Source organism: Candidatus Avedoeria danica, from assembly GCA_016703025.1.
In the GTDB taxonomy this organism is placed as follows: Bacteria; Chloroflexota; Anaerolineae; order Epilineales; family Epilineaceae; genus Avedoeria; species Avedoeria danica.
Genome location: JADJCV010000004.1, coordinates 1,172,033 through 1,185,123, shown reverse-complemented (window position 1 = coordinate 1,185,123; position 13,091 = coordinate 1,172,033). Strand labels below are relative to the sequence as shown.

The 13,091-nt window shown below is 72.1% G+C and carries 13 protein-coding genes; 11 read left to right on the top strand and 2 right to left on the bottom strand.

Translation table 11 applies throughout. The features are described 5' to 3' along the window. Positions 1–128: 128 nt before the first annotated feature. From IPG72_08215 to IPG72_08180, 8 genes are read left to right on the top strand one after another with little or no spacing between them, the layout of a single operon-like run. Positions 129–599: a cytochrome c maturation protein CcmE gene (locus IPG72_08215; GenBank protein MBK6768978.1), complete on the top strand. Its 471-nt coding sequence runs from the start codon at positions 129–131 to the stop codon at positions 597–599. Continuing rightward, the gene (locus IPG72_08210) at positions 592–2,598 is read left to right on the top strand and encodes a heme lyase CcmF/NrfE family subunit (protein ID MBK6768977.1); all 2,007 of its coding nucleotides are present in this window, start codon (positions 592–594) and stop codon (positions 2,596–2,598) included. The genes IPG72_08215 and IPG72_08210 overlap by 8 nt, the downstream gene beginning before the upstream one ends. Continuing rightward, positions 2,595–3,221 carry a cytochrome c-type biogenesis protein CcmH gene (locus tag IPG72_08205; protein ID MBK6768976.1) on the top strand — a complete coding sequence of 209 codons (627 nt, stop codon included), beginning with the start codon at positions 2,595–2,597 and terminating at the stop codon, positions 3,219–3,221. The genes IPG72_08210 and IPG72_08205 overlap by 4 nt, the downstream gene beginning before the upstream one ends. A gap of 23 nt (positions 3,222–3,244) precedes the next feature. Further along, positions 3,245–3,886 (top strand): TlpA family protein disulfide reductase, encoded by a 642-nt coding sequence (locus IPG72_08200; GenBank protein ID MBK6768975.1) that lies wholly within the window; start codon positions 3,245–3,247, stop codon positions 3,884–3,886. Then, positions 3,883–4,251, top strand: coding sequence for a hypothetical protein (locus IPG72_08195; GenBank protein ID MBK6768974.1), 369 nt, complete (start codon positions 3,883–3,885; stop codon positions 4,249–4,251). Before IPG72_08200 ends, IPG72_08195 begins: the two co-directional genes overlap by 4 nt. Then, positions 4,248–6,263 carry a cytochrome c gene (locus tag IPG72_08190; GenBank protein ID MBK6768973.1) on the top strand — a complete coding sequence of 672 codons (2,016 nt, stop codon included), beginning with the start codon at positions 4,248–4,250 and terminating at the stop codon, positions 6,261–6,263. The genes IPG72_08195 and IPG72_08190 overlap by 4 nt, the downstream gene beginning before the upstream one ends. A gap of 2 nt (positions 6,264–6,265) precedes the next feature. Next, complete coding sequence (locus tag IPG72_08185) at positions 6,266–6,433, top strand: hypothetical protein (GenBank protein MBK6768972.1); 168 nt, start codon at positions 6,266–6,268, stop codon at positions 6,431–6,433. Positions 6,434–6,483: 50 nt separating this feature from the next. Beyond that, the gene (locus tag IPG72_08180) at positions 6,484–7,143 is read left to right on the top strand and encodes a DUF2085 domain-containing protein (GenBank protein MBK6768971.1); all 660 of its coding nucleotides are present in this window, start codon (positions 6,484–6,486) and stop codon (positions 7,141–7,143) included. On the opposite strand, the gene rpsD is transcribed toward IPG72_08180, so the two are convergent. Further along, entirely contained in the window at positions 7,140–7,748 is a 609-nt protein-coding gene (rpsD, locus tag IPG72_08175; protein MBK6768970.1) for a 30S ribosomal protein S4, read from the bottom strand. The genes IPG72_08180 and rpsD overlap by 4 nt on opposite strands. Positions 7,749–8,015: 267 nt before the next feature. Between rpsD and IPG72_08170 the strand changes: the two genes are divergently transcribed. The 3 genes from IPG72_08170 (at position 8,016) to IPG72_08160 (ending at position 12,239) form a co-directional block, all read left to right on the top strand. Continuing rightward, entirely contained in the window at positions 8,016–9,569 is a 1,554-nt protein-coding gene (locus IPG72_08170) for a DUF1800 domain-containing protein (GenBank protein MBK6768969.1), read from the top strand. 32 nt (positions 9,570–9,601) lie between these two features. After that, the gene (locus tag IPG72_08165) at positions 9,602–11,017 is read left to right on the top strand and encodes a DUF1501 domain-containing protein (GenBank protein ID MBK6768968.1); all 1,416 of its coding nucleotides are present in this window, start codon (positions 9,602–9,604) and stop codon (positions 11,015–11,017) included. Positions 11,018–11,195: 178 nt separating this feature from the next. Next, positions 11,196–12,239: a hypothetical protein gene (locus IPG72_08160; protein MBK6768967.1), complete on the top strand. Its 1,044-nt coding sequence runs from the start codon at positions 11,196–11,198 to the stop codon at positions 12,237–12,239. A 142-nt stretch (positions 12,240–12,381) separates the two neighbouring features. On the opposite strand, the gene IPG72_08155 is transcribed toward IPG72_08160, so the two are convergent. Further along, positions 12,382–13,011, bottom strand: a complete 630-nt coding sequence (locus IPG72_08155; protein ID MBK6768966.1) for a hypothetical protein — start codon at positions 13,009–13,011, stop codon at positions 12,382–12,384. Positions 13,012–13,091: the final 80 nt, after the last annotated feature.

Below are 13,091 nucleotides of genomic sequence, written 5' to 3'. Positions count from 1 at the left end.
ATCGTCGCGGTTCCGACCCGTCCGGTGCCGATTCGTCCCGAACCGGTCAGGCCCGCGCCGAAGTCGTGACAACCGGGCATCGACCGCCATGCGGCCGAGCCTGTGACCTTGCAGCGGAGGAACGAGCGATGCGCTTGCGCTATGTCCTGGGAGCCGGGCTGATCATCGGCGCGGTCGCCGTGATCAGCATCGTCACCTTCAGCCGACAGGCCGAGGCGTACTACACCGTGGCCGAGCTCTGGGACGCCGTCGCGCCCGGATCGCCCGCCGAGGCGAGACCGTCCGCGCTTGCGGCATCGGCCGGCGAGCGGATGCGCGTGCGCGGCTACGTGGACGCCGCTTCCGTGCGGCGCGGCGACAACGGGCTGCAGCTGGCGTTCGTCCTCACGGACGAGGATCGCAATCTCAGCGTGACCTACCAGGGCCTCGTGCCCGACACGTTCGACCGGGCGGAGTCCGTGACCGTCGGCGGCACGCTCGGCGCGGACGGCGCCTTCGTCGCCGACGAGCTGTTCGTTCAGTGCCCGTCCAAGTACGAAGCGGTGCCGCCGGGCGCGACTGCGCCGGCCGGCGACGCGGACGGCGCGTTGGATGGCTGAGCTCGGTTACGGCTGCATCGCGGCCGCGTTCGGGGCGGCCGTCTACGCGGCGGTTGCGTCGGCCATCGGTGCACGGCGCGGCGCACCGGGGCTCGTCCAGAGCGGTCGGCGGGCGCTTTGGCTGTCGGCCGGCCTCAGCACGGCGGCCGTCGCCGTCCTCGAGATCAGCCTCTACCGCCACGACTTCAGCATCGCCTACGTCTGGAAGACGTCGAGCCTCACGACGCCCGGCCTCTACCTGATGACGGCGCTTTGGGGCGGCCAGGAGGGGTCGCTCCTGTTCTGGAGCTGGCTGCTCGGCGTGTTCCTGTCCATCGCCCTCGCGCGGCCGTGGCGCGCCGACGTCGGCCTGCTGCCGTGGTTCGCTGCCGTCGGCGCCGTGATCATGTCCTTCTTCCTCGGCCTCGTCGTGTTCCAGGCCAACCCGTTTGCACGGCTCGATGTCCTCCCGGCCGATGGCAACGGCCTGAACGCGCTCCTGCAGCACCCGGGCATGGCCTTCCACCCGCCCATGCTCTACCTCGGCTTCACCGGGCTCGCCGTCCCGTACGCGTTCGCCGTGGCGGCGTTGATCACGCGCCGCCTCGACGCGTCGTGGCTGTCGGCCTCGCGGCGCTGGCTGCTCGTCGCCTGGCTGTGCCTGACGATCGGCCTGGCCCTCGGCGGCCGCTGGGCATACGACGTCCTCGGCTGGGGCGGCTACTGGGGCTGGGACCCGGTCGAGAACGCCGGCCTCCTGCCGTGGCTGACGGCGACGGCCTTCCTGCACTCGATCATGGCCGAGGAACGTCGCGGCCTGTTCCGCACCTGGAACGTCGCCCTCGTCCTGCTGACGTTCTGCCTCTCCCTGATCGGCACGTTCCTCACCCGCGCCGGCCTCGTGGCCAGCGTGCACGCCTTCGCGCAAAGCGATATCGGCGACTCCTTCCTGGCGTTCACGATCCTCGTCGTCGCCGGCAGTCTGGCGCTGCTCGTGTGGCGGCTGCCGCTCCTGCGCTCCACGGTGCGCGTCGAGTCCGTCGTCAGCCGCGAGGCGGCGTTCCTCGGCAACAACCTCCTGTTCATGGGCGCCTTGTTCGCGGTCTTCTGGGGGACGACGTTCCCGATCATCAGCGAATGGGTCACCGGCCAGAAGGTGACGATCGGCCCGGCCTACTTCAACCGTCTCGTCCTGCCGATCCTCGGCGCCGCCGTGCTCCTCATGGGCATCGGCCCGCTCGTCGCGTGGCGGCGCGCGGATCCGCGAAGCGTCGGACGTCTGCTCGCCCGCCCTGCCTTCCTGTCGCTCGCCCTCGTCGCGGCGCTCGTCGCCGGAGGGGTGCGGCAGCCGACGGCGCTGGCGGGCTTCGCGGTGTCGGCGTTCGCCGGCGCGGCGACGCTGGTGGAGATCGCGCGCGGCGTTCGCGCGCGCCGGCGCCTTGGCGAGAACGTCGGCACCGCGTTCGTCCGCCTCGTCGCCCGCAACCGCCGGCGCTACGGCGGCTACATCGTCCATCTGGGTGTCGTCGTCCTGGCGGTCGGGATCACGGGCAACGCCTACAAGACCGAGGCGGAGGGCGCGCTGCGCGAGGGCGATGTGCTCACGAGCGGCGCGTATGCGCTGCGCTTCGACGGCTTCGAGCAGTCAAGCGAGCCGGACCGCCAGATCGACCGCGCCCGGTTCACCGTCCTGCAGGGCGACCGGTCGGTCGGCACCGTCGCCCCCAGCCGGCAGCTCTTCCGCAACCGCGAAGAGCAGCCGATGACGATCCCGTCCGTTCTCCACCGCCCGCTGGGCGACGTGTATGCGCTCCTCGGCGGCTTCGATCCGGAGGCCGGCGTCGTCACCGTCAAGGTTCACGTCAACCCGCTCGTCGGCTGCGTCTGGCTTGGCCTGCTCGTGCTGGCCCTCGGCACGATGCTGGCTGCCTGGCCGGACGGGCGCGAGCAGCGCGTCCTGGACGCCGAGCTGGCCCGCCTGTTGGCCGGCCGATCATCGCCCCGGCCTACCGCGGCGTGAGGCGATCCGGCAGTGGGTCGACGGGGCTGCACGCGCAGCTCCGGACAGCCGGCGCGGCGCGCGCCGTCGCGGTTGCGGCCCTGTTCGCGGTGTCGGGCGCCCTCGGTGCGGTGCGCGTCCGCGCGCAAGCGCCGCTCCCAGACCCGGCGACGCTGGACGCGGCCACGGGCGCGGCATCAGGAGCCGCATCGACTGCTCCTGCCGTGCCGATCGCGATCCCCGTCGACGAAGCCGAGGTGCTCGCAGTGGCGCGCGGGCTGAACTGCCCGATCTGCCAGGGACGCAACCTCGTCGAGTGCCCGCTGCCCGTGTGCGCCGAGATGCGCGACGAGATCCGCGTCCGGCTCGCGGCCGGTGCGGACCGAGCCGCGATCATCCAGCACTTCGTCGACTACTACGGACCGGCGGTCCGCAACACGCCGCCGATCTCGGGGCTGCTCGGGCTGGCGTGGTGGGTGCCGATGGGGCTGCTCGTCGGCGGTGCTTGGCTCGTGGCGCGGATCGTTCGGCCGGCGGCCGTGCCGATCCGGGCAACGGCTACGGGCGAAGGCGAGGTCGAATCACCCTATGCGGCCGCGCTCGAGCAGATGGTCGCCGATCGGGACAGAGGGGACACGCGGTGACGGTGCCAGGCGGATCGAGCCCGGTGGATGCCCCGGCCGCCGGTGGCGGTCGACGCGCCGCGTTGGCCATCGCGATCATCGGCGGGCTCACCGTGCTGCTGTTCGCCGCGTTCGCGTCGGCGGTGCGCCGGCCGGAGCAAGGGCCGGAGGTCGGCCAGCCGGCGCCCAACTTCACGCTGCTCACGTTCGATGGCGGCACCGTGGCGCTGGACGACATGCGCGGCCAAGTCGTCGTGCTGAACTTCTGGGCGTCGTGGTGCGTGCCGTGCGCCGACGAGGCCGACGAGCTCGAAGCGCTGTGGCGGCGGTTCAAGGACCGGGGCGTGATGTTCATCGGCGTGGACTACGTCGACACCGAGGGCCCGGCGCGCCGCTACCTGGCGACGCATGGCGTGACCTATCCCAACGGTCCCGACCTCGGCGGACGGATCTCCGAACCCTACAAGGTCACGGGCGTGCCGGAGACATTCGTCGTCGACCCCGACGGACGGCTCGTCTCGTTGGCGGCGCCCGGCGCGGAGCCCGTCGATCGGCTGAAGGCGCCGCTGACCGCTGCCGCAGCGTTCACGCCGTCCGACCTTGCGGCGTTGATCGAGCGCCTCGTCCGACCGGCGACCGGGTCCGACAGCCGTCCTCCGCGGTCGCGACAGCGGGTGGTCCGTTGACCGCGGCCGGGCTTATCTTCGCGCTGGCCCTCGCCGTCCTCGCCGCCGGCCTCGCCTGGGTCGCCGCGCCGCTGTGGTACGGCGCGCCCGCCGCCACCGCCGACGACCCGCGCGTCGTCGGCCTCCTCGTCGAGCGTGAGGCCGTCCTGGCCGGACTGCGCGACCTCGACGACGACATGAACGATGGCCGGGTCGACGCCGACGAACACCGTGCCCAGCGCGACGAGGCGGTCGCCCGCGGCGCCGCGGTGCTGGCGGCACTCGACGGGCTCTCCGCCCACCGTGCCGGCGACGCCGAAGCTGACGCGGCGGCCATCGAGGCCGACGTCCGCCGGCTGCGCGCGCGCTCGGCCGGCGGCACATGACCCGGTCGTTTTCCCTGGGGCGACCGCCGACGAAGTGCCGACGCCGTGCGCTGCGCGTCGTCGGGGCGACCTCGGCCACGCTCGCGTGCGTCGCGCTCGCAGCCGTGGCCGCCTTGGGCGATGTGCGGGCCGCGGAGCCGACCGCCGGCGCACCGCGCGCGGCGGCGGAGCGTGCAGTCGGGCCGACCGTCGCCACCACGGCAACGACGTTGTCCCCGACGGCCGTTGCGCTCTCCGGCGCCGCGCCCCAGGGCGATGCGGAGCGCGGTGTCGTCCTGTACGATGCGCACTGTGCCGGCTGCCACGGCCCGACCGGCCGCGGCGACGGGCCGCTCGTCGACCGCCTGCCGGCGCCTCCTCCCAGTCTGGCGGATCGGACGCGCATGCGCGAGAGCGCCGCCGCCGACCTCTGGCGGACGGTGACGACCGGCCGGCTCGAACGCGGCATGCCGCCGTTCAGCCGCCTGCTCAGCGACGCCGAACGCTGGGACGTCGTGGCCGCCGTGCGCGCGTTCGGCGACCAGCACCCGCTCCTCCTCGCCGCGGCGGATGCCGGCTGGACGCACGACTGCGCCAGCTGCCACGGATCCGCCGATGCCTTCGCCGGCGAGCTCGCCGCCGACTCACTTGTCCCGGATCCCGCCGCACCGCCGGGCGTCGACGCACTGGCCGTCCGGTCGCCCGCGGCGATGCGCGCTGCGTTCGACGGTGCGGGCGCCCACGCCGCGACGCCGTTCGACGACCGGTCCATCGAGGCCGCGCTGGCCGGTCTGCGGCGCCGGGGCAGCCGCCCGCTCACGCTGCCCGGTGCCGCTTCCGGCGGCCGGATCGAAGGCCGGGTCGTCTTGCCAGGCGGCGCTGCGCCGGAGGCGGCGCGCGGGACAACGGTGACGCTCCACGCAGATGCGCTCGGCCTCGGCGTCGACCTCGGCGCCGTGCCGCTCGCGTCCGACGGTGCGTTTGCCGTCGCTGGCCTCGTCGTGGGCGATGGGATCGCGTACGAGCCCGAGGCATGGTTCGACGGCGTCCGGTATCGCCCAACCTCGGCCGTCACGCTGACGTCGAGCGTGCCCAGCCGCGCCGATGTCGTCGTGGAGGTCTTTCCGGCGGATCCGAACGCGCCCGTTAAGATCGCCGCGCTGTCGGGGTTGGCCAAAGCGGACCCGGAACGCGGCGAGGTCGCGGTCTTCGAGGTCTGGCAGATCGCAAACGACGGGCAGCGGACCCGCGTCTCGGCCGGCGGTGCGCCGACGTTCCGCCTGCCGCTGCCGGTCGGGGCGCGCGACGTCGTCCTCGAGGACCGGACCGGGCGCGAGGACGTGGCGTCGCGCTCGGACGCCAGCGATGAGGGCTACATCGCCAGCCGGCTGCCCGTTCCACCGGGCGGACGTGAGATCGTCGCCAGCTACGGCATGCCGTACCGCGGCACGACGGCCGTGCTGGACCGTACGATGCCCGACGGCGCCGCGCAGCTCGGCTGGGTGCTGGCCGACGAGGGCGCGCTGGCCGAGAGCGACCAACTGTCCGGCCCGTCGCCCGACCGGTTCGGCGATCAGCCCGTCCAACGCTATGTCGGCGGCCCGCTGGCAGCCGACCAGCACTGGACCATCCGCATCACGGGCCTTCCGCCGGCCGCCGAAGCGCCGGCTTCGCCGCAGGATGTGTTGGGCCCGGCGCCGAAGGCGGTCGTGCAGCAGGCGCACGTCCGAACCGCGGCCGTCGTGCTTGCCGCCATCGGCGTGCTTGCGGCGCTGCTGGCCGGCGCAACCGTCCGCCGCGCACGCCGTGGTCGGTCGCCGAGCCGGCGCGCAGCGCGGGCATACAACGGCGTCATCGCGGCGCTCGTCCGATTGGATTCGGCGTCCGAGCGCGGCGAGATCGCCCCGAACGCCCACCGGCGGCGCAGGGCGGCGCTCGTCGCGCGGGCGCTGGCGCTGCGGGCGGCCACGGCGGGCGATCAGGCGGCGCCGTTCGACGCGGATCCGGGATCCGCTGCCGGTGAGGAGGCTTGACGATGGGCTACGTGGCGGCGGCTTGGCTCGTGGCCGGCATTCTGGTCGGTGGCTACGGCTGGTCCATCTGGCGACGGCGGCGCACCGTCGCCGCTGACGCAGCGGACGAAGCGGCGCGGACCGAGGGCGACAACGCTTCCGGCGCAGCAGGGGTTTCGGGCGCCAAGTGATGCGCGGTGGAGATGCGTTCGGGTCCGGGGGCGGGGCGTGGATCGGCCGGGTGGCCGACTGGATCGGACGCCACTGGCTCGGGATTTGGCTGATCGGGGTTGGGACGTACGTTGCCGGCGCCGTTGCCGCGCCGGTGCTGGCATGGCTGGGCGCCGAACGGATGTCGTCCGTGCTGTACGTGCTCTATCGACCGATGTGCCACCAGCTGCCCCACCACAGTTGGTTCCTCTTCGGGCCGCACGCGCACTACAGCTGGCCGGAGTTGCAGCCGTTCACCACCGCGCCGCTCGGCCGGCCGCTCATGTCGTTCCATCAGCCGGTGCGCGACTCGGCCGTCGGCTACCAGGTGGCGGTCTGCGTACGGGACGTCGCCACGTTCAGCGCGCTCTTCGCGGCCAGCGTCGGGCTCGCGATGGCACGCCGCGGAATCGGGCGGCTTCGTCCGTTGCCCGGCGCGTTCTATGCGCTGGCCCTTGTGCCGATCGGGCTCGACGGCCTGACGCAACTCGTCGGCTGGCGTGAATCGACGCCGCTCCTGCGCACGCTGACCGGCGCCCTGTTCGGCGCGGCGACGGCAGCGTTCGTGTTGCCGCTGCTCGACGCCGCACTAAACGAGGTCAAGCCGGTCGATGCGACCGGCAATCCGGTTGGCCCATTGGACGACGGCGCGGCTGACACGGACGCACCAGCGCGCGCAAACAACCTTTAGCGCGAGTAGTACTCGACGATCAGGTTCTCTTCGATCTGCGCGTCGATGTCTCGTCGATCCGGCATGTCGAGCACGCGGACCTCGAAGTCGTCGCGGCTCAGCCAAGCGGGGCACATGACGACCGGCGAGTCGATGGACCACTGGACGTCCGTCATCTTACGGGCCTTCGTGTCCATCCCGATCGTCATGCCGGGCTCGACGACGAACGACGCGATGTCCACCTTGCGCCCGTTGACGAGGACGTGGCCGTGGCCGATGAGCTGGCGCGCCATTGCCCGCGTGCGGGCGAGCCCGGCGCGGTAGAGCGTGCTGTCGAGGCGTCGCTCGAGCAGCTTGAGCAGCGCGACGCCCGTCATTTCGGGCTCGTGGCGGGCGATCTCGAAGACGCGCCTGAACTGCCGCTCGCGCACGCCGTAGATGCGCTTCACCTTCTGCTTCTCGCGCAGCTGGCGTTGGAAGTCCGACGGCCGCCCGCGGCGCGGCTTCCGTCCGTGATCTCCCGGGATCTGTTCGAGGCGCCGCGCCAGAGATGCCCCGCCGTTGCCGAACAGGTCCATCCCTTCGCGCCGCGAGAGCTTGTTCCGCGGACCGGTATAGCGACCCATGGTGGTGACGAACTCCTCAATATCCGCATCCGCACGCCCCACCGGCGTGCAGCATCGTCGGGCCCTTCAGAAAGGCAACAATCGCGCGATTCTATGCTCGCTGCCGCCTGGGCGCAAGTTCAGAGGTACATTCCGTCACGGACGTCGCGATCGTCCGGGTTGTGACGAAAGCTGCCCGGCCGTCCATTGGACGGGTGGGCTCGCCCAACGGCCCTCCGTCCGTCGACCACGTCCGCGCTGGTCGCCAGCCCCGCCGGGAGACCGCCCATGCCGCTCACCCGCCGCCGATTCCTCGCCACGAGCGCCGCCGGCGCCGCGCTCGCCGCCGCCGACCCGCCTGCTGCGACGCCGCTGCGTGCCTGGGCCGCCGGGTGCGGTCAGATCACGGATCCGTCGCCCGAAGACCACCTGCTCAGCCGCGCCACATTCGGCGTGACGGCCGCCGAGCGCGCCCGGGTCCGCACGATCGGGCCGGCGGCGTGGATCGACGAGCAGCTCGCGCCGGAGCGGATCGATGACCACGACTGCGACGACGCGCTGGCGGCGTTGCCGACGCTGGCCCTGTCGCCCGCCGCGCTGAAAGCGCACAAGGACGCGACCCACCCCGTGTCCAGCGAGTTGACCGCGGCCACGCTCTTCCGGGCCGTCGCCAGCCGCCGCCAGCTGTTCGAGGTGGTCGTCGACCACTGGTCGAACCAGCTGAACGTCTTCATGCCAGAGGAGTTCATCGTCCGTTACAAGACGGTCGACGACCGCGAAGTCGTCCGCAAGCACGCGCTCGGCACATTCCGCGACCTCGTCCATGCCAGCGCCAAGAGCCCGGTCATGATGCGCTATCTGAACACGGCGACGAACACGAAGAACGGCCCCAACGAGAACTACGCCCGCGAGCTGATGGAGCTCCACACGCTGGGCGTCGGGGGGGGCTACACCGAGAACGACGTCAAGGCCGTCGCCAAGTGCTTCACCGGCTGGAACTGGAATGCGAATGTCGTCTTCGAGTTCCGCCCCGCCGACCACGCGCCCGGCGACAAGATCGTCCTCGGCACGCGGATCCCCGCGGGGGGCGTCGACGAGGGCGAGGCCGTCATCGATCTCCTCGTCGACCAGCCGTCGTGCGCGCGGCACGTGGCCCGCCGGCTCGTCCGCCGTTTCGTGTCGGACATCTCGGACGAGGATCTCGTCACGGCAGTGGCCGGCGCCTTCGGGCGGGACGGCGACATCCGCGCGATGCTCCGGACGCTGTTCAACGCCCCGGCCTTCTGGTCGGCGACGCGCGCCGCGGACGGCGGTCCGGCCAAGATCCGCCGCCCGTTCGAGCACTGGGCGGCCTGCTTGCGCGCGCTGGAGGTCGATCCGGGCGCGCTGATCGCCGAGCTGCCGCCCGACTTCTACGAGGGCGGCGACGGCGTGAAGTACGACGGCCGGGCGGAGGCGTACCTGCAGCAGATGGACCAGATGCCGTTCCGCTGGCGTGCCCCCGACGGCTACCCGGACTCCGGTCGGCCATGGAGCGGGATGCACGTCATCGTCGGCCGCTGGAACTACGCGCAGGCATTGTGTGCCGGCCAGCTGCGAAACCTGCCTCCCTACCTGTACGAGCAGACCGTCATCCGCATCGCCGACCGCACGGCCGTCAACGTCGTCGATGACTGGGCGACGCGCATCCTGCCGCGACCGTTGCTGGCTGAAGACCGCGCCCGCCTCGTTGACTTCCTCGGCAACGGCCGCGCCGACGCCCTTGACGAGGCGACGCTCCGCGCCCGACTGCCGATGACGGTGGCCGCCCTGCTCGACAGCCCGTACTTCAGCTGGCGCTAGCGCCGGATCACGCATACGCCGGGGGAACGATCATGAACGAGCGCAGCGACATGCCCGACATCCCTTCCGATTCGAACCGCACCATGGCGTCCACTGGCGCCGAACGCGCCGGTGCCGGTATCAGTCGCCGTCAGCTTCTGGCCGGCGCCGGCGCGTTCGGCGCCGCGGCGCTGCCGGGCGGCTTCCCGCGCCTGGCGTTCCGCAGCGCCGGTTCGCCGCAGCGGGGCGACATCCTCGTCGTGATCTTCCAGCGCGGCGGCATGGATGGCCTGTCGGCCGTCGTGCCGTTCAACGAGCAAGCGTACTACGACAAGCGCCCGCGGATTGCCTTCAAGCCGCCCAAGACGGGTGACAGCAAGACCGTCATCGGCCTGGACGACCAGTTCGGCCTCAACCCGGCGCTGACGGGGCTGAAGCGGATCTGGGACGACGGGCGGCTCGGCGTCGTGCATGCCACCGGCGCACCGCACGGCTCGCGCAGCCACTTCGACGCGATGAGCCTAATGGAGCGCGGCGCGCTCGGCGCGCAGAGTCTGACCACGGGCTGGCTCGGACGGCACCTCTCTGCCACCGCCCAGCGGAACACCTCGCCGTTCCGCGCGCTCGGCGTCGGGCCGGTCGTGCCGGAGAGCCTGCGCGGGCCGGTACCGGCGGCCGCGCTGCAGAACATCGCCGACATGCACCTCGGCGGCAACACGGCCGACATCGTGCGTTTCCAGGCGCTGCTCGAACAGCTTTGGTGCGCCGGCGACTGGTTCGCGTCGGACGCGAGGTCCACATTCGAAGCCCTCGACCTGCTGGCGAAGGCCGACCCGGCCAGCCACGCCCCCGAGAACGGCGCCCAGTACCCGGACGACGAGCTCGGCCAGGGCCTGAAGCAGATCGCACAGTTGATCAAGGCGGACCTCGGACTCGAGGTTGCGTGCATCGACAACGGCGGCTGGGACACGCACGCGAACCAGATCTGGGGTTGGGACGATCCGACGCGCGGGATGATGTTCAACCTCTTGAACTCGCTCGACAAGGCGCTGCTCGCGTTCTACCAGGACCTCGGCCGGCGGTTTGACGATCCCGGCGTGACCGTGCTGACGATGAGCGAGTTCGGCCGGCGGGTGGCGCAGAACGCCGGCAACGGGACGGATCACGGCCACGGCAGCTGCATGTTCGCGATTTCCGGCGGCGTGAAGCGGGCGGTGCACACGCAGTGGCCGGGGCTCGCGCCGGAGTCGCTGGCGGAGGGCGAGGACCTGGCGATCACGATCGACTACCGCGACATCCTGGCCGAGCTCTTGGCCAAGCGCCTCGGCAACCCGCGTGTCTTCGAAGTCTTTCCGAACTACACACCCACCGACCGCGGTGTGTTCCAGGCCCGGCCGGACGCCGTGCCCGCGATCACGACGCGCCCGTCGCTGTACTTCCCGGCCGCGCTGCGCACCGCCGTGCGCTGACCGCGGCGCCACTGGACAACTGTCGCCGATCCGGTTACTATTGCGTTACGAACGCGCCTGATCGGATGCTGCGATCACCCCACCCGCTGCGTGCACGGGCGCCGATGTCGTCAGGCGAACGGCCCTGACGACGCGAGCGGACCGCGCGCCGCGCGGGGCGGCAACAGGGGGTGACGTCATGCTTCGTATGCGCTCGATTCGGGTCGGCTCGGTGATCCTGGCCGCCGTCGTCTTCGCGTGGGCGCGGCCCTCGTCCAGCCTGGCGCAGCGCACGGCGGGCGCTGATTCCTCCACCACGGAGGCCGACGCGCAATACGCCGACTGGGTGGCGACGTACGGCCGCTGGTCGCCGGCGCAAGCCGAGCAGGCCGGCTACCTGCCGACGGACGTCTGCGTCACCGCCTCTTCCGTCGGCCTGCCGGCCGCGACCGGCGCAATGGGCCGGCACTTCGTCCGACCGGACTATGTGGAGGACGGGAAGGCCGACGCCGACGCGCCCGAGATCGTGCTGTTCGACGCCAATGATCGCGTCGCCGGGCTCGAGTTCGTGATCCCGACCGTCGTCGACCCGATCCCGAGCGTCGGCGGCGTATCGCTCGCCGTCACGCCGCCCGATCCCGGCATCGACGAAGAGCACCTCAGCCTGCACGTCTACTTCGTCGGCGATCCGGCCGACCGCCACGCCACGTTCAACCCGGCTGTCGACTGCGGCACCGGTGCGGGCGGTGATGTCGCGGGTGTCGACGGTGACGGCGATGCGGCTGACGGGTCGGCCGCCGCAGGTGAGTCGGCCGCTGGCGACTCCGGCGCCGTTCAACCCAAGCTCAAGCCCGCGCCCGAACTGCCGTCCGCCATGCCCGCCGCGTCCGATCCCGACGCCGCGGGCGCGACCGAAGCGGTCACGGCAACGTCGACGACTGGCGCGATGACGGAGACCGTCGCCGCCGCGTCCATGCCGGGCGCGGTCGTCGTCGGCGGCGGCGAAATGCAGACCGCTCCGCCCGCAAGCGCGCAGCCTGCGGCACCGGCCGACGACACGGAAAGCGATGCACCGGGCGCCCAGCCCGCCGACGCACCGGTCGCGGCTGACCTATCGACGATGCCCGTCGCCGGCGCGGGCGACCTGCTGCCGGGCGGGGACGCGACGTTGTTCGGCGGCCTGGCCGGCCTGCTCGTCCTCCTCGCAGCGGCCGGCTGGTGGACGGCGATGCGGCGGGCCTAGCACCCGGCTTCCAGCCGCGGCAGATCCGACGGCGGCGCCACAACGAACAGCGGGGCACGGAATTTCGTTCCGTGCCCCGCTGTTCGTTGTAGAGGATGTGTAACCGCGGACAACGCCGGCCGGGTTGTGCCGGAGCGACGAGCTAGCGCGGTCGCGGGCCCGTACCAGGCACCGGCTTGTCCGCGCGCGCGCAGCGCCGAGCGCACTGTGCGAGCGTCTCGGCTTCGACGGCGTTGCAGCTGTCCTCAGAACCACCGGCATCGAGACAACGCTTCTCAGCGTGTGCCGCCGCCCGGGCGCACAACCGGTCGCAGTTCGGATTCGGCTGCGGCTCAGGCTTCGGGCAGGCCGCCGTGCACTCGCGAAGGGCCGTGCGGGCCGCTTCGGAACATGCAGCCGGGTCACCGCCATTGTCGAGGCAGGACTTGTGGGCCTCGCGCGCCTTCACGCTGCAGTCACGCTGACAGGCGCCGATCACCGATGGCGGTGGCTTCGTCTCCGTGCCGCACGCTGCCTTGCACTTCTGCGCTGCCTCGCGCGCCCTGGCCGCGCAGCGCGCCTCTTCCGTACCTCCGTCGACGCAGCTCTTGTACATGGCGCGGGCGCGCGCATCACACTGCTTCTCGCACTGTTCGGGGGACGGGCGCACCGGACGCGTGTCCTGCGCATGGCTGACGGCGGGCGCCAGCGCCGCAACGAGGGCCAGCGCGCCGACCGCGAGGCCGATGGCCGCGCGACGGCCCGCGCCGGCGCGGATGGTTCGATCGTTCATGGGATTACGACTCCTTGGTTCCGCAAGATGTGGGTTCGGTATCGCGAGCACGATTCCCGCTGCGGACGCATCGCGCTCGC